This is a genomic window from Pseudomonas sp. EMN2 (genome assembly GCF_009650555.1).
Lineage (GTDB): Bacteria > Pseudomonadota > Gammaproteobacteria > Pseudomonadales > Pseudomonadaceae > Aquipseudomonas > Aquipseudomonas sichuanensis.
On record NZ_VZZR01000091.1, the window covers coordinates 1 to 19322 of the forward strand.

General features: G+C 65.0%; 14 protein-coding genes and 1 pseudogene. 7 read left to right on the forward strand and 8 right to left on the reverse strand.

Annotation, left to right across the window (positions count from 1 at the left end; all coding sequences use genetic code 11):
- Nucleotides 1-103: 103 nt before the first annotated feature.
- Genes F6X61_RS22655 through F6X61_RS22665 form a run of 3 tightly spaced genes read right to left on the reverse strand, consistent with a single transcriptional unit; the run spans nt 104 to nt 2879 of the window.
- Nucleotides 104-967 carry a LysR family transcriptional regulator gene (locus F6X61_RS22655; protein ID WP_153788637.1) on the reverse strand — a complete coding sequence of 288 codons (864 nt, stop codon included), beginning with the start codon at nt 965-967 and terminating at the stop codon, nt 104-106.
- Between the two features lie 50 nt (nt 968-1017).
- A complete protein-coding gene (locus F6X61_RS22660) occupies nt 1018-1866 on the reverse strand; it encodes a proline/glycine betaine ABC transporter permease (RefSeq protein WP_153788638.1) in 849 nt (282 codons plus the stop codon).
- Nucleotides 1863-2879, reverse strand: a complete 1017-nt coding sequence (locus tag F6X61_RS22665) for an ABC transporter substrate-binding protein (RefSeq protein WP_153788639.1) — start codon at nt 2877-2879, stop codon at nt 1863-1865. The genes F6X61_RS22660 and F6X61_RS22665 overlap by 4 nt, the downstream gene beginning before the upstream one ends.
- Before the next feature lie 145 nt (nt 2880-3024).
- On the opposite strand from F6X61_RS22665, the gene F6X61_RS22670 reads away from it, so the two are divergent.
- Together F6X61_RS22670 and F6X61_RS22675 are read left to right on the forward strand one after the other, a co-directional pair.
- Entirely contained in the window at nt 3025-4965 is a 1941-nt protein-coding gene (locus F6X61_RS22670; protein ID WP_153788640.1) for a S8 family serine peptidase, read from the forward strand.
- Between the two features lie 464 nt (nt 4966-5429).
- Entirely contained in the window at nt 5430-7325 is a 1896-nt protein-coding gene (locus F6X61_RS22675; RefSeq protein WP_153788641.1) for a S8 family serine peptidase, read from the forward strand.
- Nucleotides 7326-7377: 52 nt separating this feature from the next.
- On the opposite strand, the gene F6X61_RS27695 is transcribed toward F6X61_RS22675, so the two are convergent.
- A complete protein-coding gene (locus tag F6X61_RS27695; protein ID WP_371923751.1) occupies nt 7378-8133 on the reverse strand; it encodes a methyl-accepting chemotaxis protein in 756 nt (251 codons plus the stop codon).
- 102 nt (nt 8134-8235) lie between these two features.
- Nucleotides 8236-9561, reverse strand: a pseudogene (locus F6X61_RS27700) (HAMP domain-containing protein); the annotation flags it as partial.
- A gap of 225 nt (nt 9562-9786) precedes the next feature.
- On the opposite strand from F6X61_RS27700, the gene F6X61_RS22685 reads away from it, so the two are divergent.
- Entirely contained in the window at nt 9787-11106 is a 1320-nt protein-coding gene (locus F6X61_RS22685; RefSeq protein WP_153788643.1) for a Na+/H+ antiporter family protein, read from the forward strand.
- 87 nt (nt 11107-11193) lie between these two features.
- Here F6X61_RS22685 and F6X61_RS22690 read toward each other — a convergent pair whose 3' ends face one another.
- Nucleotides 11194-12192, reverse strand: coding sequence for a FecR family protein (locus F6X61_RS22690; protein WP_153788644.1), 999 nt, complete (start codon nt 12190-12192; stop codon nt 11194-11196).
- Between the two features lie 1065 nt (nt 12193-13257).
- On the opposite strand from F6X61_RS22690, the gene F6X61_RS27345 reads away from it, so the two are divergent.
- Together F6X61_RS27345 and F6X61_RS22695 are read left to right on the forward strand one after the other, a co-directional pair.
- A complete protein-coding gene (locus F6X61_RS27345; protein WP_256671408.1) occupies nt 13258-13389 on the forward strand; it encodes a hypothetical protein in 132 nt (43 codons plus the stop codon).
- On the forward strand, nt 13382-13612 hold the full coding sequence (locus F6X61_RS22695) for a hypothetical protein (protein WP_153788645.1): 231 nt from the start codon (nt 13382-13384) through the stop codon (nt 13610-13612). Before F6X61_RS27345 ends, F6X61_RS22695 begins: the two co-directional genes overlap by 8 nt.
- A gap of 180 nt (nt 13613-13792) precedes the next feature.
- On the opposite strand, the gene F6X61_RS22700 is transcribed toward F6X61_RS22695, so the two are convergent.
- Nucleotides 13793-15562 (reverse strand): acyl-CoA dehydrogenase C-terminal domain-containing protein, encoded by a 1770-nt coding sequence (locus tag F6X61_RS22700; protein ID WP_153788646.1) that lies wholly within the window; start codon nt 15560-15562, stop codon nt 13793-13795.
- Between the two features lie 100 nt (nt 15563-15662).
- A complete protein-coding gene (locus tag F6X61_RS22705) occupies nt 15663-17285 on the reverse strand; it encodes an acyl-CoA synthetase (RefSeq protein WP_153788647.1) in 1623 nt (540 codons plus the stop codon).
- A 183-nt stretch (nt 17286-17468) separates the two neighbouring features.
- On the opposite strand from F6X61_RS22705, the gene F6X61_RS22710 reads away from it, so the two are divergent.
- Together F6X61_RS22710 and F6X61_RS22715 are read left to right on the forward strand one after the other, a co-directional pair.
- Nucleotides 17469-18875, forward strand: coding sequence for a sensor histidine kinase (locus tag F6X61_RS22710; protein WP_153788648.1), 1407 nt, complete (start codon nt 17469-17471; stop codon nt 18873-18875).
- An 11-nt stretch (nt 18876-18886) separates the two neighbouring features.
- Nucleotides 18887-19322 (forward strand): response regulator transcription factor (locus F6X61_RS22715; protein WP_153788649.1); only part of this gene is annotated, 436 nt, incomplete at its 3' end.

The window sequence follows — 19322 nt, forward strand, 5'->3', positions numbered from 1 at the left end:
GCCCTGTGGGAGCAGGCTTGCCCCGCGATTGGCCGGCAACCGGGTTTAGCGCCGATCGCGTGGCAAGTCGTAGCGGCGCACCGCCGTTCCCACAACGCCTCGCTCAAACGTCCATGGCTGTCTTCAACACCGCACTCAAATGCCGCCGCTGGCTTTTCTCATGTTCCAGCAACACCACGCGCCGGGTCAGCTGCGGCTCGCCGAACGGCTGCACACTGGCCGGCGGCAGGCGCTCGAGGTCGTCGTCGCTCATGGGGATGACCGCCACCCCCAGGCCCATGGCCGCCATGCGTGCCAGGGCCTCCTGGCTGTCCAGTTCCATCTGTTCGCTGACCTGCAGGCGCTGGCGGCGCAGCTCCTGCTCGATCTGCCGGCCGGCCCAGGCGCGCTTGTCGAAACGCAGGAACGGTTGGCTGGCGAGCAGCGCCGGCACGCTTTGCCCGGCAAGTTCGGGGCTTGCGATGGCCCAGAAACGGTCCTCGAACAGCGGCGTGAATTGCAGGCTCTGCGGGTAGGGGCTGACCGGCTCGGTGGTGATCGCCGCATCCAGTTCGCCGTCCTCGACGCGCCGCGCCAGCTCCGCCGACATGCCCGATACCACGCTGATATGCAGTTGCGGATGGTGCGCCTTGATCCACACCAAGGCCCGCGGCAGGCGCCGCGCCAGTACGGTATGGATCGCGCCGATGCGCAGGCGGCCACGCAGGCTGGGGCCGCTGGCGAGGGTGTCGGCCAGTTCGTCATAGGCGGCGAGGATGCTCTCGGCGCGGGCCACGGCCAGTTGCCCGGCCTCGGTCAGCACGACTTGCCGGCGGCTGCGGTCGAACAGGGTGACCTGCAGTTCGTCTTCCAGGGTCTTGATGTGCAGGCTCACCGCAGAGGGCGTGAGGCTGAGCAGGTCGGCGGCGCGGGCGAAGGTGCCGTGGCGGGCGATGGTCACCAGGGTGCGCAGGGCTTTGAGGGACACGCGGGAACTCCGGGGCAATGAGCAGCGGGCACGATACTGCAATAGCAGCCTCAACGCCCAGCACGCCCATACGCCTGGCTGATCCGATCGATCACCATCGCCAGGGCGACGATCGCCAGGCCCGCCTCGACGCCCTGGCCGACGTTCAGTGTCTGGATACCGGCCAGCACGTCCTCGCCCAGCCCGCGGGCGCCGATCATCGAGGCTACCACCACCATCGACAGCGCCATCATCACCGACTGGTTGAGCCCGGCCATGATGCTCGGCAGCGCCAGCGGCAGGGCGATGCGCCGCAAGCGCTGCCAGCGGCCGGCGCCCAGGCCGTGAGCGGCCTGCAGCAATGACGGGTCGATCTGAGCCAGGCCCAGGTGGGTCAGGCGTACCAGCGGCGGCAGGGCGTAGATCAGGGTGGCGAACACCGCCGGCACCTTGCCCAAGCCGAACAGCATCAATACCGGGATCAGGTAGACGAAGGCGGGCAGGGTCTGCATGACGTCGAGCACCGGCAGCAGCAGGCGCCGGGCCAGCGGGCGGGTAGCCAGCAGGATGCCCAGCGGCACCCCGATCAGCACGCACAGGCCGGTGCTCACCAGTACCAGGGCGAGGGTCTGCAGCAGCTTGTCCCACAGTCCCAGCACTCCGATCAGCATCAGCAGCCCGGTCAGGGCCACGGCGCGCAGCAGGCTGCGGCTGGCGTGCCAGGCCAGCAGCCCGACCAGCAGCAACAGCAGCCACCAGGGCAGCAGGCGCAGCAGGCTTTCCAGGCCGACCAGCAGTTGCAGCAACTGCTCGGAGACGCCGCGCAACTGATCGCCGTAGTGCAGCACCAGCCAGTCGACCAGGTGGTTGATCGAGGGCGCGAAGGAGAGTTGCAGGGCTTCGGGGAAGCCGCCGCTCACAGGCCGGCCCCGACCTTGGCGGCCTTGTCGGCGGGCAGCCAGGCCTTCCAAACCTCGGGGTGTTCGCGCAGGAAGGTGAGGGCCGCCTCACGTGGTTTCTGGCGGGCTTCACTCATGTGGGCGAGGGTTTTGTTCAGGATGTCGATGGGCAGGTCGACTTTTTCGAACACGGCCACCAGGTCCGGGTACTGGTCATGGAAGGCCTTGGAAACGCCGATCGATAACTTCGCCGGCAGCGAGCGGCTGCCTTGTGGGTTGGGGTTGTTGGCATCGGTCAGGGTGGCCCAGGCCGCCGCATCGAACGCCGGTTCCTCCAGCTGCACGAGTTCATAACGCCCCATCAGCGGGGTCGGGCTCCAGTAGTAGAACAGCACCGGCTGGCCACGGCGGATCGCCGAGGCGATCTCGGCGTCGAGGGCTGCGCCGGTGCCGCTGCGGAAGTTGTTGTATAGGGTGTCCAGGCCATAGGCCTTGAGCTTCTGGCTGTTGACTGTCTCGGAGGTCCAGCCACTGGGGCTGTTGAGGAAACGGCCCTTGTCCGGCACCTCAGGGTCGCGGAACACCTGTGGGTAGCGCTTGAGGTCGGCAACATTTCGCAGGTCCGGGGCCAATGGCTTCAGGCCACGTGAGGGGTCGCCCTTGATCACGTAGGCCGGCACCCACCAGCCTTCCTCGGCGTTTTTTACCGTATCACCCAGGGCGAACACCTGGCCGGCCTGTTCGGCTTTGACCCAGGCGGGGCTGCGCCCGGCCCATTCCTCGGCGATCACCTGCAGATCGTTGCGTGCCAGCGCCACTTCCATGCTCACCGTGCTGCCGGGCAGGGTGTCGGTGGGGTAGTCATAACCCCGTTCGACGACCAGGCGCAGGATCTCGGTGGTGAGTGCGCCGCTTTCCCAACCGATGGCGCCGAAGTGGATCGGGGCCGCTGGTTCGGTCGAAGCGGCGGAGTCGGCGGTGGCCAGGCCGAAGGCCAGGAGCAGGCCGGCCATCAGGACAGGGAGTTTGTTCATCGACGCCTCAGGGTGTCTGACTCGGGTGCGGGCAAGTGTAGACGAGCCCTGCAGGCTGCCAGGGAAGGGCAGCAGGCTGGGGCCGGGGCTGTTTTCGGCAAACAATGGTGCCTGACTCGCACCCCTCCCGTTGAAGGATCAACCGATGAACCTGGCTTTGCATTTCGTCTATTACCGCAACTTCCGTTTCGACGGCAGGTTTCATGTCCGCTGTCAGGGCGAGGACCTGAACAAGGTCGCCCGCATTCGTTACGAACTGCATCGTGTGACGGCCGAGGGCACAACGTTGCTGGCAGGCGTTTCGGCGCGGTCGTACGCACGTACCGGATCGTTGGCCGACCAGGGCTGCCCGGCCAGCCTGCTGACCTCGGCCCGAGCAGGTCGCTACCGGATCACCCCAAGGGTCATCTTGCTGGAGCAGGTGGCACAGGCAATGGGCCACCCTGTGGGGCCGGACGGTGTGATCGATCTGCCGGCATTGATCATCGATATCCACGAGGACGAACTGGGCAGGCGGATCCTCGACAAGATGCCGCTGCGCGAGACACGCCAGCGCAGCAGGCGCGCCGTTGCCCTGCCAGTCGATGCGGCACAGTTGGATGACCCCTATGGCCAGACCTTGTCGGCGTTGCCTGCGGTTGGCCCCGGTGAGCGCTATCCATCCCTGCTGATCAAGTTCAGCGACGCGGGCCTGGAGCGACTGCTGCAAGACATGCGACCTGGTGCGGACAGCGTCCTGTCGCGGCAATGGCCGAACCTGGCGGCAGTCATCGTCCTGCGGCCGGTGCTTGAGCCTGCGGATCAGCGTGATGAACGGCTGGCTGCGCTGCATCCCTATTGCTGGATGGAGCAGCCTGCCAGCATGACCGGCGATACCTATCTTGCCCTGCTCAAGACTTTCGCCGCGCTGGACTGTGTCGAGTCGCTGCAGTGGGCGCCACCTGCGCCTGACGCGCCGTATGTGCTGCTGGGGGCGTCGGCGTTGCTGGCGACGCTGGTGACCGGCGGCGCGGTGGTGCTAGGCAATCAGGCGCAGGAAAATGCTCAGCCAACGCCAGATTTTGAAGCAGGCCAGACCTACCTCGATGAGCCTGGGCCGCGATGGCAGGGCCTTAACGTGCGCAGGGCCTGGGCCGGCCAGGTGACGGGGAAGGGCGCGCGAATCCATTTTTCCGACGGCGGGCTGTTCCCCAACCACGAGGACCTGCGTGGCAACACTGGCCTCAAGATTGTCAGCTCGACGCCCAATGACGATCCCGAGCACGGTACGGCCTCGGCAGGGGTCATGCTGGCCACGCGCAATGGCTTTGGGGTGAGCGGAATCGCCCATGATTGTGAACTGTACCTGCATGACAATCGCGCCAACGATGTTGATGGCAATTGGCTGACTCTCAAGCAGCTGTTACGTCAGGTGCAGCCGGGCGATGTCGTCGGGATCAACCGGCAGACCGCCAGCCCGCAAGTGTTGGCCACCATGCTGCCGTCGTTGCATGACCGGCCGTGGTGGGATGTGATGCAGGCACTGAGCCGTCGCGGTGCCGTGGTGGTCAATGCCGCCGCCAATGGCAGTTCGGCTACCTTGAGCGACAAGGGCACGGTGAGCGGCTATGGCGTCGATCTGGCCCACTGGCGCCACTTCGCCGACCACGGCGATGCCGGCTGCATTCTGGTCGGCGCCTGCCAGTCCTGGGACGGCAAGCCGCACCAATACTCCAATTTCAATTATCGCCACCGCATGCTCAACGCCTGGGGTGACAGCGTGGCCACCCTGGGCTATGGCAACCTCCAGGACAAGTCCGGCCATGACCGGGACTACACCGACACCTACGCGGGTACGTCCTCGGCGACGCCCTTGGTGGCGGGTGCCCTGGCGCTGATCCAGTCGTATGCCATCGAGCAGCATCACATCTACCTGGATGGCGATCAGATGCACCTGCTGGTCTCGGCCTCGGGTTATCGGGACGCAACGCTGCCGGGCACCGATGTGCTTCCCATGGGGCATCGGCCGGACGTGCATGGCGCGCTGGTGCTGCTCGACCGCCTGCTCGGCGGTGGCCGTTTCCATTCGCCAAGGGACGAACTGTGAGCCGCACAGCTTTCAGGCTGCTGACCTGTCATTTCTGCCAGTAGTGTGACGGGTGCGCTATCCCTGGGGTTTGTACAAAAAGTTGCCGAGCGGCGATTAGGCAAGGCGAAAACTGGCGAGCAACGGAAGGAGTCGCGCTCGACTTTACGTGTTGTAAGTGAGCATTCCGACCGCGCTGGTGCACCCGCCTGTTTTCAACGCAGCATGATCGTCGCGCAGGCACTTTTCGTTCAACGCCTGGCGTGGCCCGCCGGTACTGCCCCCTTCCAGTCCTGATGCTGCTTGGCATGGCTGTTCAACGACTGGCTGACCTGCGCTGACGCGGGTCGTGCGCATCCATGACCCTGAGCTGCACGGGGAATGTTTGCAGGCTGCAATACTTGCCATCGTCTCCCCAGAATCGATCATTCATCCGGCATGCCCGAACATGCTATTCGCTCAACTGGAAAAACAAGGTTCTAAGGATGGATGATCTAAGTTTTGTGCATTATCGCAACTTTCAATTTGATGGCTTGTTGTTCGTGCGTTGCGTGGGCGCCGATCTCGGCAAGGTCAAGAGCATCCGCTACGTATTGCGATCGGTCATCGACGGGCGGCCCCGGCGGCTCGAGGACAGGACGGTTACGGGCCAGGCCAGCAGCGGTCAGCTGGAGGACTATGGTTGCCCCGCCACGTTTAGTGTGGCGGTCTCGGCTGGTACCTACTCGGTAACGCCAACGGTGACCTGGTTGGACGGCACTGGGGAGCGGACGCAGGCGTTCGCTGCATTGATGTTCGATATCAAGGCCACAGAAGCGACGCGGCGCTTGCTCGATAATGTGCCGCTGGAGCCTGTACTGAGTCGGCGCGAACGCAGCATCGAGAACAAAGCGCATAACTTGCCGATTCTGGAAGATGAAGCCCTGCAAGGGCACCCTGAAATCAACTCCGGCCCTGCACTGGGCCCGCTGCTGTTGGCATTTGCCGAAGGTGGCGCGGAACGATTCGCGGCGGATATGGAGCCTTCGTCGGGATCTCATCTGGCGAAGCTGTGGCCCAAGCTGGGGGACGTCATCAAATGGCAGCCTGTGCTTGACGCCGATGAGCGAGACGACCAGGCATTGGCCGTGCTGGCGCCGTATTACTCTATCGAGCAACCCGACAGCATGCTCAACGATACCTTTGTCGCCCTGGGCAGGACCCTTGCCTCGCTGGATTACGTGCTCAGCGTGCAGCTTCTGCCGAAGGGGGCAGAGTCGCCAGGCTGGGCACTGGCTGCCGCCGGTTTGCTGGCGACCCTGTTTACCGGAGGCGCTGTGGTGCTGGGTAACAGAGCGAATGAAAATGCAAGTCCGACGCCAGACTTCGAGGCGCTGCAAACCTATCTGGACGAGCCCGGTACGACAACAAAAGGCCTCAACATTCGCAAGGCCTGGGAGCGGAAGGTTACAGGCAAGGGGATTCGCACCCACCTGACCGATGGTGGCCTGAACAAGGATCACGAGGACCTGCCTGGTGTCGCGCAGATTCATGTGGTCGTGGCCGGGCCCAATGACGATCCGGTGCATGGCACCGCCGCAGCGGGGCTTTTGGTTGCGAAGGCCAACGGCTTTGGTACAACCGGTATCGCCCATGGCGCGCAGCTGTACGTTTACCCCAACCAGAGTGCCAACTCGCAGGCGCTCAAGGCACTGCTGCGTCTGGTGCTGCCGGGCGATGTCGTGGCCTTTAACCGGGAGGTCGAGGCCACGGGCATGCCAGGTACTCGGTTGCCAACTCTTCACTCCCAGTTGTGGTGGCAAGTTATCCGAGAACTCAACGCGCGAGGCGCGGTGGTGGTTTGCGCCGCCGGCAACGGCCACAAGGCAGACAACACGGCTGTTGGAGCAGTCAAGGGGCGTGGTGTCGACCTTTCGGCCTGGCGTCACTTCGACAATCATGGCGATGCTGGCGCCATTGTGGTTGGCGCTTGCCAGTCATGGTCTGGCAAGCCCAGCGAGTGGTCGAATTTCCATTACCCGTACCGGATGCTCAACGGTTGGGGGGATGGTGTCGTGACGTTAGGTGCGATTCACGACAGGGACTTGCAGGACAAGTCCGGAACAGACCGTGACTACACCGACTTCTACAACGGTACATCGGCGGCGACGCCGATGGTCGCGGGTGCGTTAAGCCTGATCCAGTCCTATGCCATCGAGCGGCACCATGTCTACCTCAATGGCGACCAGATGCACCTGCTGGTGATGAAGTCCGGCTATGAGGACGCCACGCTGCCTGGCGAGACGAGGTTGCCGATGGGGGCCAGGCCGAACGTCGAGGGTGCCATGGCGTTGCTCGACACCCTATTGGTCAGTGGTCAACCTGGGAAAGACGAGTTGTAGCATTGCGGGGCCAGCCTGCGGGCGCACCAAGGTGCGCCCGCAAACCTTGGGCTCACACCCGGAATTGATCCATCAATCCCTGTTGCTGGTTGGCCAGGCTGTTCAGCGACTGGCTGACCCGCGCCGATTCGTTGGCCTGGCCCGACAGCGACTCGGTGACGTCGCGGATGGTGGCGACGTTGCTGTTGATCTCTTCGGCCACCGCGCTCTGTTCTTCGGCAGCGCTGGCGATCTGCAGGTTCATGTCGGTAATCACCGTCACCGCCTGGCCGATGCGCTGCAACGCGGTGGCCGCCTGGCCGACCTGCTCGACACCGCCCTGGGCCTGGCGATGGCTGCTATTCATGGCACCGACCACATCGCGGGTACCGGCCTGCAGCGCCTCGATCACCTGGCGGGTCTCTTCCACCGACTCCTGGGTACGACGGGCGAGGTTGCGCACTTCATCGGCGACCACCGCAAAACCACGCCCGGCTTCACCGGCTCGGGCTGCTTCGATGGCGGCGTTGAGCGCCAGCAGGTTGGTCTGCTCGGCGATCGAGCGGATCACTTCCAGTACCGAGCCGATCTTCTCGCTGTTCTGCGCCAGGCCTTCGACCTCGGCCATGGCGCTGCTCATGTCGGCGGCCAGGGTGTCGATGCTGGTGGTGGTGCGGTCGATCACCGCCAGGCCTTCGCGGGTGGCCTGATCGGCGTCGCGAGCGGCCTGGGCGGCCTGGGCCGCGCTGCGGGCGACGTCCTGGGCGGTGGCGCTCATCTCGTGGGAGGCGGTGGCCACCTGATCCACCTGGCGGTACTGCTGCTCCATGCCGGCGCTGGTCTGCGTGGCGATGGACGCGGACTGGTCGGCGGTGCCGCGGGCGGCCTGCACCGAGCGTTTCACTTCGGCGATGGTCGGCTGCAGCTTGTCGAGGAAGCGGTTGAACCAGCCGGCCAGCTCGCCCAGCTCGTCGCGCTTGTCGTACTGCAGGCGGCGGGTCAGGTCGCCTTCGCCGCTGGCGATGTCCTTGAGCATGGCGGCCACGCCGAGGATCGGCTTGGTCACGGTGCGGGCCATCAGCCACACCAGCAGCAGGCCGGCGATGGCGGCGGCCAGGCCCAGGCCCAGTTCCAGCAGGGTGCCGCTGGTATTGAGGGCGTCGAGCTCCTGCTTGAGCGCTTCGGCCGGGCCGGTCAGGGCGCTTTCCGGTACGTCCAGCAGCACGCCCCACGGCTTGCCGCCGGGGATCGGCTCGAAGGCGGCCAGCACTTTCAGACGCTGCGCGCCATGCAGGATCTGCAACTTGCCTTCGGCCAGCTTGCGCACCAGTTCCGCGCCTTGCGCGGTGTCGACCTGGTCCAGGCGCTGAGCCAGCTTGCCGGCATCGGCACTGTAGCCGGCCAGCAAGCCGACCGGGCTGAGGATGCCGACCGTGGTGCGGCCTTCGTACAGGCCACGGCTGGCCGACTCGCTCAGGGCCTGCAGGCTGTTGAGGTTGATGTCGATGGACAGGGTGGCGATCACCTTGCCGTTGCTCTTGAGCGGGAACACGATGCTGGTCATCAGCACGCGCTGGCCGTCGATGTCGTAGAAGTACGGCTCGACCACGCACACCGTGCCGGTGCTGCGTGGGCACACCCACCAGGTGTTGGCCGGCTGGCCGCTGGGGCCGACTTCGGTGTTGGCCATGTCGTGCTCGGGCAGTGCCATGGAGGTCAGCTGGCCGGCGCGCGGTTGCGACCAGTACAGGGCGAAGCGGCCGGTCTCGTTGCTGCCCAGCTCTGCCTGGCCGGTGAACAGCTTGTCCTTGCCGTCCAGTGCGCCGGGCTCGAATACCAGCGACAGGCCGAGCAGGTCAGGGTTGGCCTGCAGCGCAGCACGCACCTGGGCGGTCATGTCCTGGCGCAGGTCGTAGGCGTCGAGGAAACGTTTTTCCGCCTGTTCGCGCAGGAACAGCACCTGGCGGGCAAAGCCGGCGCCGTACTGGTAGGCGTCCATGAACTGGCGGCGGATGTTCAGGGCCTGCACTTCACCTTGCGATTCGATGCGCGACTGCGCCGCTTCGCTGAGCATGTGCATGCTGCTGGCCTTGACCAGGTCGGAACTGTGGTCCATTCGGTACAGCGAAAGGCCGACCAGCAGGGTGACGATGCTGGCCAGGCACAGGCCGGCCAGCAGGGTGATCTTCCATTGGATGGAGAGTTGTCGCAGCGCAGGCATGGGGGCAAATCCCTTGTAATAGGTTTGATGCTGCATGCTGTATCGGCGGTGCAGAATTTTTCTTTATTCAAACGTTCAATTTAATTCTTCGACTTTCGTCTATTTCCTACAAGGTGCGCGGGGCAGACGCTTTTGACTTCTGCCCAGCAGTGCTTCAGAGTGTGCGCCCTTCATAACAACATCCCCTGGTCCGGCCACTGCCTGCGCGCAGCTGTCGCCGGAACGCTCGCTTTTTGTCTGTCGTAAAGAGGTTTGCACACCATGAATGCAGTGATTGCCGCGGTCGGGCTCATGCTGATCCTGAGCCTGTCCCGTGTGCATGTGGTCATCGCGCTGATCGTCGGCGCCCTGGCCGGTGGCCTGGTCGGTGGCCTGGGTATCGAGGGCACGCTCAAGGCCTTCAACGGTGGCCTGGGTGGCGGTGCCACGGTGGCGTTGTCGTATGCGCTGCTCGGCGCCTTCGCCGTGGCCATCGCCAAGTCGGGCCTGGCCCATGCCCTGGCCGACCGCGCCTTGGCGATGATCGACCGTCAGGGGCATGCCGATGGCGGCAAGGTCAAATGGCTGATGATCGGCCTGATGCTGGTGGTGGCGGTATCGTCGCAGAACATCCTGCCGATCCACATCGCCTTCATTCCGTTGCTGGTGCCGCCGCTTCTCTATGTACTGACGCGCCTGCGCATCGATCGCCGGCTGATCGCCTGCGTGATCACTTTCGGCCTGATCACCCCGTACATGTTCCTGCCGGTGGGCTTTGGCAACATCTTCCTCAACGAGATCCTGCTGGCCAACGTCGCCCGCGCGGGCGTGGATGTGAGCGGGGTCAATGTCACCCACGCCATGGCCATCCCGGCGGCCGGCATGCTCGCCGGCCTGTTGCTGGCAGTGTTCTTCAGCTACCGCAAGAAGCGCGACTACGACCTGGCGCGTATCGAAGAGGTCGAGCAGGTCAGTGTGAAATACAACCCGCTGACCCTGGTGGTTGCCGGTGTGGCCATCGGTGCGGCATTCATCATCCAGCTGTTGCTGGACTCGATGATCATTGGCGCGATGGTGGGTTTCTTGATCTTCTCGCTGTCGGGCATCGTGCGCTGGAAGGATACTGACGGCCTGTTCACCGAGGGCATGAAGATGATGGCGATGATCGGCTTCATCATGATCGCCGCCTCGGGCTTTGCCGATGTGATGAAGGCCACCGGTGAAGTGAAGACCCTGGTCGAGACCTCGGCGCAGTGGATCGACCACAGCAAGGGCGTCGGCGCATTGTTGATGCTGCTGGTGGGGCTGCTGGTGACCATGGGCATCGGCTCGTCGTTCTCCACCGTGCCGATCCTGGCAGCGATCTTCGTGCCGCTGTGTGTGCAACTGGGCTTCGACCCGGTGGCCACGGTGTGCATCGTCGGTACCGCCGGCGCCTTGGGCGATGCCGGTTCGCCAGCTTCGGACTCGACCTTGGGGCCGACCTCGGGGCTGAACGTGGATGGCCAGCACCACCATATCTGGGACACCGTGGTGCCGACGTTCATCCATTACAACCTGCCGTTGCTGGCGTTCGGCTGGTTGGCGGCGATGACCTTGTAAAGCCTGTCGAGCGGCGCTGCGCGGTCTTCTGTAGGAGCGGCCTTGTGTCGCGAAAGGCCGCTCCTGCAAGGATCGCGCTGGGTTGATTTAGCCGCGGCTTGGCGGCGGGGTGATGCGGTTGAGGACGGTGCTGCCGTCCTTGCTGCGGGTGAGGTATACCGGCAGCACCTTGGGCAGGGTGTCGACCAGGCGTGCCACTTCGCGGGTGTTATAGACCCCGCTGATACGGATCCTGGCAGTGCTGTCGTCGGCCAGGCGCAGTGGCTTGTCGAGGTAGCGGTTGATCACCGGCAGGGCCTGGGCCAGGCTCAGATTGTCCAGCACCAGCTTGCCACTGCGCCAGGCCAGGCTGTTGCCCGAGTCGTCGCTCTGGCTCAGTTGCGGTTCGAAATCACCGGTGTGATAGCTGGCCTGCATGCCCGGGCCGAGCCGGTAGCCACCGGCGTTGCCATCGTTGCTGACCAGTACCGAGCCCTCCACCAGCGTCACCTTGACCTGGTCTTCATACTTCCACACGTTGAACTGGGTACCGGTGACCCGGGTCTGGCCGTTGCCGGCACGAACGATGAACGGGTGGCTGCTGTCGTGCACGACCTTGAAGAACGCCTCGCCCTTGATCAGGGTAACGCGGCGTTCGTCCTTGTAGTTCAGGTAGCGCAGCTCGCTGTGCAGGTTGAGTTCGACGCTGCTGCCGTCGCTCAGGCGCACCTGGCGCAGTTGGTCGGTGGCTTCGACATGCTGGTAGCCGTTGGGCAGCCAGCCTTGTTCCCAGCCCACCCAGCCGGCCAGGGGCAGGGCGAGCAGGGCAATGGCCGCCGCCGAGGCCAATGGCCGCCAGTTACGGGCCGCGGCCTGCCGGGGTTTGAGCTCCACTACCTGGGCGCTGCGCGGCAGCAGGTCGGCGGTCTGCCAGATCTCCAGCATCGCCTGATACTCCTGCGCGTGCCGCAGGTCGGCCGCCAGCCACTGGCTGAACGCTGCCTGTTCCGCCGCCGTGCAGTCTTCGGCGTGCAGGCGCATGCACCAATGCGCGGCGGCGTCGGTGATGGCATCGTCTTCGCTGGGGGTGAGGCGGTCCTGATTCATTGCAGCTCCCGGTTTTGCGGGCATTCTACCCTTGGCGGAGGGCTTCCGAGAACGTGTTAATGGCGAATGACTATCAATTGTAGGAAATTTCGTAGTAGTTGCGCATGGCTCGTATCTGCTTTAAGCCCATCGCGGGGCATATCCGCGATGGGCCGAGGGTTCAGAACTGCTCTGCCGCCATTGCATACAGGCTGCGAATGCTGGCTTCCAGGGCCAGGCCACGTGTCATGTGGGGCGGCGGCAACGCCCATGATGAAACCGCGTCGTGCCAACAAGGCGGACAATGATGACCTTACAGGAGTAACTGGCCCGAAACAGATGTGGGAGCTGGCTTGCCAGCGATGCGCCGCGCGGGCGGCGCTCGATCTCGAGGGCGCTGCAGATCTGTCGGCGTACACCTGGTAGCCCGCATGCGATCCCAAGACAGGCCCTTGGGTGTCACACCGCTGGCCCTTGAAAATAAGGATTGGGTAATGGCCACCAAGTGCATGTCGGAAGATTGAGTGAAAGTCACCAAGTGCCTGCCGGTGTTTTTGCAGCGCCTATGAGATCGAGCGCCGCCCGCGCGGCGCATCGCTGGCAAGCCAGCTCCCACAGTTTGTTTCGGGTCAATTGCTCCAGTGACAGTACCGGCGCCTGCCTGGGTGCATGCCTTGAGTCATGTGGGGCGGCGGCAACGCCCATGATGAAACCGCGTCGTACCAACAAGGCGGACCAAGTGTACGCTTATCCCCCGGCGTTCCTTCCCTCAATGCTTTAGGAAATTTCCTCCAGTCAGACCTGTTGCGAACCAATCCGACCTGGAGATAGATTCCTCAAGTCGTAGCAAAATCTGCGGCCAGGTGTAGGAACCTGCTGGTAAACTTGGCGCACGCACTGGGCGCCCCATCACAACGGCTGGCGCTTTTTTTGTGCCTGCCGCGATGTGTCATGGCGGCTGTGTGTGGGCAGGCTTCGGCCTGGCCGGGTTCCAAGTTTCCCGGTATTCCTACCCCATACACAGCTGCCACCCAATCCCGTAGGAAGGATCGTGGCCGCTCCAAACCCAAACTTGGAGTCTCATGCATGCTTATTCGCATTCTGAGCAAGATCCTCGCATCCGCTCTCCGCCGCCCAAGCCCCGCGGCCACCCCATCCCCAACCTTCTACCCGATCGACAGCCAGTCCCTCGCCAACCGTGAGGTACCCCATGACTGACCACGAACGCCTATCCACCATCCAAAGCTACGCCTGGACCCTCGAACTGCTAGGCGAAGCCCTGGTCCAGCACGACGAAATGCTGGAATGCGAACACAACCCGCAACTGAGCTTTCGCAACACGGCGGGGATCCACCAGGCAATCCGGATCATCAGCCGGCTGGCCAGCGAGCAGGTCGGCAAGCTGGAGTCGATGAGAGAAAAGGGGGATATAAACGCCTGATGCTAGGTGCCACAGGGGCCGCTTTGCGGCCCTCTCGCGCGCCATCTATCGGATGGGCCTGTCGGCCTGCAAAATGAAAATGTACTTAGCATGCTAATCAATGCTTTGGCATTCGCTGCCTAGGATGGCTCGTACCTGCTTTCGGCCCATCGCGGGGCACATCCGCGATGGGCCGAGGTTTCAGAACTGCTCTGCCGCCATCCCATACAGGCTGGCGCTGCCGGCTCGAATGCTGGCTTCCAGGGCCAGGCCACGTGGCAACACGCGCTGGAAGTAGAACGCCGCGCAGTCGAGCTTGGCGCCATGGAAGGCCGGGTCCTGCGCCTGCCGGGCCTGCGCCACGTTGGCCATGCGCGCCCACATATAGGCATAGGCGGTCAACCCGAATAGGTGCAGGTACTCCACCGCCGAGGCGCTGACCAGGTTGGCGTCCGTGCGGGCCTGCGCCTGCAGCCACTGGCTGACGCGCTCCAGGCGTACCAACGCCTCCAGTAGCGCCTCGCGATGCAGCGCGGCGTCCACGCAAAAGGCGCGGATCTCGGCCACAAGGCCCGCCAGGGCCTGGCCGCCGTCGCCCAGCACCTTGCGCCCCAGCAGGTCGAGGGCCTGGATGCCGTTGGTGCCCTCATAGATTTGCGCGATGCGCACGTCGCGCACGCGCTGCTCCTGGCCCCATTCGCGGATGTAGCCGTGGCCGCCAAACACTTGTTGGCCCAGCACGCAGCTTTCCAGGCCGTTGTCGGTGAAGAATGCCTTGGCCACTGGCGTCAGCAGCGCCACCTGGCGCTGGGCACGTTCGCGCTCGCCAGCATCCTCGGCGTAGCGGGCGATGTCCAGCTGTTGCCCGACGTACACGGCGAAGGCGCGGCCGCCCTCGGTAAAGGTGCGCATGGTCAGCAGCATGCGCCGCACATCGCCGTGCACGATGATCGGGTCGGCGCTGTGCGTGGGGGCGTCGCTGCCGCTGGCTGCGCGGCTTTGCAGGCGCTCGTTGGCGTAGCGTGCGGCGGCCTGGTAAGACGCCTCGGCGCAACCGATGCCCTGCAGGCCTATGGACAGCCGCTCGTAGTTCATCATGGTGAACATCGCCGCCAGGCCTTTGTTCGCTTCGCCGACCAGGTAGCCCTCGGCCTGGTCGAAGTTCATCACGCAGGTGGCCGAGGCCTTGATGCCCATCTTGTGTTCGATCGACCCGCAGTGGGCGCCATTGCGCGCGCCCAGGCTGCCGTCGGCGGCGACCCGGTATTTCGGCACCAGGAACAACGAGATGCCCTTGGCGCCGGCCGGTGCGTCGGGCAGGCGCGCCAGCACCAGGTGGACAATGTTCTCGGTGAGGTCCTGTTCGCCACCGGTGATGAAGATCTTGCTGCCGCTCAGCTGATAGCTGCCATCGGCCTGGGGTTCGGCGCGGGTGCGGATCAGCCCCAGGTCGGTGCCGGCGTGGGGCTCGGTCAGGCACATGGTGCCGGCCCAGCGGCCTTGGTACAGAGCGGGCAGGTAAGTGGCCTTGAGCTGTTCGCTGGCGTGGGCGTCGATCGCCAGGCAACTGCCGGCGGTGAGCGCGGAATACAGGCTGAAGCTGCTGTCGGCGGCGTACAGCATCTCTTCGAACAGCACCCCGAGCATCTTCGGCATCCCCATGCCGCCGTGCTCGGGGTTACCGCCCAGGCCGACCCAGCCGCCTTCTCGATAGGTGCGCCAGGCTTGTCTGAAACCGTCGGGGGTGTGCACTTCACCGTCGGCGAACTGCACGCCCTGTTCGTCGCCGTTGCGGCTAAGCGGGGCGATCAGTTGGCCGGTGAGGCGGGCGGCTTCTTCGAGGATGGCGTAGGCGGTGTCGGCGTCGAGCCGCTCGGCCAGGGCGGGAAGGCGTGCCCACAGGGCAGGGCCTTGGAACACCTCGTGGAGGACGAAGTGCATGTCGCGCAGGGGGGCGGTGTAGTCGGTCATCTGAGTCTCATGAACTGGCAGGAAATCGGGGGGCTTTATCGCGGGGCAAGCCCGCTCCCACGTGTTGCCTACGTGGGAGCGGGCTTGCCCCGCGATGCTTTCAGAGCGCCCGGGCGCGGTCGCGCAGTACGTACTTCTGGATCTTGCCGGTACTGGTCTTGGGCAATTCGCCGAACACCACGGTCTTCGGTACCTTGAACCCGGCCAGGTGCTCGCGGCACCAGGCGATGAGTTCGTTTTCGCGGGTGCCGCCATGGCCAGTCTTGAGGGCGACGAAGGCGCAGGGCGTCTCGCCCCATTTTTCGTCGGGGCGCGCCACCACGGCGGCTTCGAGCACGGCCGGGTGGCGGTACAGGGCGTCCTCGACCTCGATGGTGGAGATGTTCTCGCCGCCGGAAATGATGATGTCCTTGAGCCGGTCCTTGATCTCGACGTAGCCATCGGCATGCCACACCGCCAGGTCGCCGGTGTGGAACCAGCCACCGCGGAAGGCCTCGGCGGTGGCCTCGGGGTTCTTCAGGTAGCCCTTCATCACGGTGTTGCCGCGCATGAAGATCTCACCCAGGGTGTTGCCGTCGCGCGGTACCGGTTCGAGGGTTTGCGGGTCGGCGACCATCAGGCCGTCCAGGGTCGGGTAGCGCACGCCCTGGCGTGACTTGATCCGTGCCCGTTCATCCAGGGTCAGGGCGTCCCATTCCTCATGCCAGGCACACACGGTCACCGGGCCGTAGACCTCGGTCAGGCCGTAGGTGTGGGTGATGTGGATGCCCATTTGCTCCACCGCACCGATCACCTTGGCCGGTGGTGCGGCGCCGGCGACCATCGCCTGCACCGGGTGTTCGATGGCGGCCTTGGCGGCGTCGGGCATGTTGACCAGGGCGTTGAGCACGATCGGCGCGCCGCACAGGTGGCTGACCCGGTGTTCGCGGATCAGCGTGAGGATCTTCTGCGGGTCGACCCGGCGCAGGAACACGTGGGTGCCGGCCAGCGCGGTGACGGTCCAGGGGTAGCACCAGCCGTTGCAATGGAACATCGGCAGGGTCCACAGGTACACCGGGCGGTGGCCCATGGCCCACGTCATCTGGTTGCCGATGGCGTTGAGGTAGGCGCCGCGGTGGTGATAGACCACGCCCTTGGGGTTGCCGGTGGTGCCGGAGGTGTAGTTGAGCGAGATCGCCTGCCATTCGTCCTCCGGCCACTCCCAGGCGAAGTCCGGGTCGCCCTCGGCGAGCAGGGCCTCGTAGTCCAGCTCGCTGACCGGCTGGCCCTCGCCGTATTCCGGGTCGTCCACGTCGATCACCAGCGGCGGGTGCTCCAGCAGGGCCAGGGCATCGCGGATCACACCGTGGAACTCGCGGTCGCCGATCAGTACCTTTGCCTCGCCATGACGCAGCATGAAGGCAATGGCCTCGGCGTCCAGGCGCACGTTGAGGGTGTTGAGCACGGCGCCGATCATCGGTACGCCGAAGTGCGCCTCGAGCATGGCCGGGATGTTCGGCAGCATCACCGACACCGTGTCGCCACGGCCGACGCCACGGCCCTGCAGGGCGCTGGCCAGGCGTCGGCAGCGGGCATAGGTTTCGCGCCAGTCACGGCGGATGGCACCATGGACCACGGCCGGGTACTGGCCATACACCGCGGCGGTGCGTTCGATGAAGCTCAGCGGGGTGAGGGCGACGTGGTTGACAGGTGCGGGCATCAGGCCCTGGGAGAAGATCGACATGCGCGGTTCCTGTAGGGGAGGCAGGCGCACTCCGTGCGCTAGACCCCCGGTGGCTGATTGTTAGCTCTGATCAGGGTGTGGGAAGGGCGTGCCTCCCTGTCGCTTTTTTACGCGAGCCGCTATGGTATCTGGAAGATCGACTATAGCAATATAGTAAAACTACTATAGCAAGAGCCTTTGCCCGTGAAGCCTGACTGCTCCCCCTTGCTTGCCCTGGACCCGCAACCGAGCCTTTTGCTGGCGGCCGATGCCAGCCCAGTGCAGCTCAACGCCGCCTTGCAGGCACTGATTACCGAAGGGCCGCCGCTGGACCGTTGGCTACCGGGCAACCATGCCGCGCTGGTGCGCGCCTGTCTGCGCCAGGGGCGGGCGATAAGCGAGGTCGAGGCTCAGGTGGGCGAGCGCATCCTGCTGTGGACCTTCATCCCCGATCACAGCGGCCAACAGGTGCTGGCCCGCTGCCGCGATGCCAGCGGCGAGCGCCAGGGTGAGCGTGAGGCCAGCCGGGCACGGCGGCTGTACCGGCTGATCACCGAGAACACCACCGACCTGATATCCCGGCACAGCCCGGACGGGCGCTTTCTCGATGCCACGCCTGCGGCCTTCCGCCTGCTCGGTGTATGGCCGGAGCAACTGCGCGGCAGCCCGGTGCGCAGCCTGCTGCCCCCGCGCGAGCGCCGCCAGGCGCTGCTGCAGGCCGGTGCGGCGCTGGAGGCGGATGGCTACCACACCATGACCTGCCGCGTGCGCCATGCCGATGGCCGTTACCGCTGGTTCGAGATCGCCTGCCGGGCGATCCGCGAAACCTATACCGGTGCAGTGGTAGAAATCGTCGCCGTGTCCCGCGACATCACCTTGCGCATCGAGGCCCAGGAAAACCTGGCCCACAGCGCTCGGGTGGCGACGCTGGGCGAGCTGGCTTCGGGCATTGCCCACGAGATCAACCAGCCGCTGGCCGCAGTGCTCAATTACAGCAATGCCAGCCTGCGCTACCTGCACAACCTGGACCACGACCCCCAAGCCCGCGAGCGGGTTGTCCAAGGCCTGCAACGTATCAGCCAGCAAGCCACTCACGCCGCCGAGGTGATCCGCCGCCTGCGCGCCTTCCTGCGCAAGGGCCCGCGCCAGCTGCAGGCGCTGGATATCGCCCAGGTTGCCGGGGAAGCGCTCAGGCTTTGCGCCTGGGAGGCGGCTGCGGCACAGGTGCGCATCGAGCAGCGACTGGGGCCGCAGCTGCCGACGGTGTACGCCGATCGGGTGTTGCTGGAGCAGGTACTGCTCAACCTGCTGCGCAATGCCATCGACGCCAACCGTGAACTGCACGCAGGCCAACCGTCGCGTATCCTGCTGGGCGCTTGGCGCCAGGACGACGGGCTGCTGGTGGAGGTGGCCGACCAGGGGCCTGGCGTGGCGCCTGAGCAGTTGGAGGCGATCTTTACGCCGTTCACTACCAGCAAGGCCGATGGCCTGGGCCTGGGGTTGAGCATGAGCCGCAGCATTGTCGAAGGCTTGGGTGGCAGCCTCTGGGCGCGGGTGGGTGAGGGCGGCGGGTTGGTGTTGTGCTGCCGGCTGGCGGTGAACCGGACATGAAGGAGGGGGCGGTGGTGCAAGCGAAGGTGTATGTGGTGGACGATGACCCGGGGATGCTCGATTCGACGGTGTGGTTGCTCGAGTCGGTGGGGTTGCAGGCCTTGCCGTTCACCAGCGGCCAGGCGTTTCTGGAGGCTTGCGACGGTAGTGGTCCGGCTTGTGTGTTGCTGGATGTGCGCATGCCGGGGATGGGCGGGCTGGCGGTGCAGCAGGCGTTGCAGCAGCGGGGTTTGGACATGCCGTTGATCTTTGTCAGCGGGCATGCTGATGTGCCGATCGTGGTGCGGGCGTTCAAGGCGGGGGCCTGTGATTTCATCGAGAAGCCGTATAACGATCAGTTGTTGCTGGACAGTGTGCAGGCGGCGCTTGGGCGTGCCCAGGGGGGGAATGGGGCGGTGCAGGAGGTGCAGGCGCGGATCGACAGTCTGACGCCGCGGGAGCGGGATG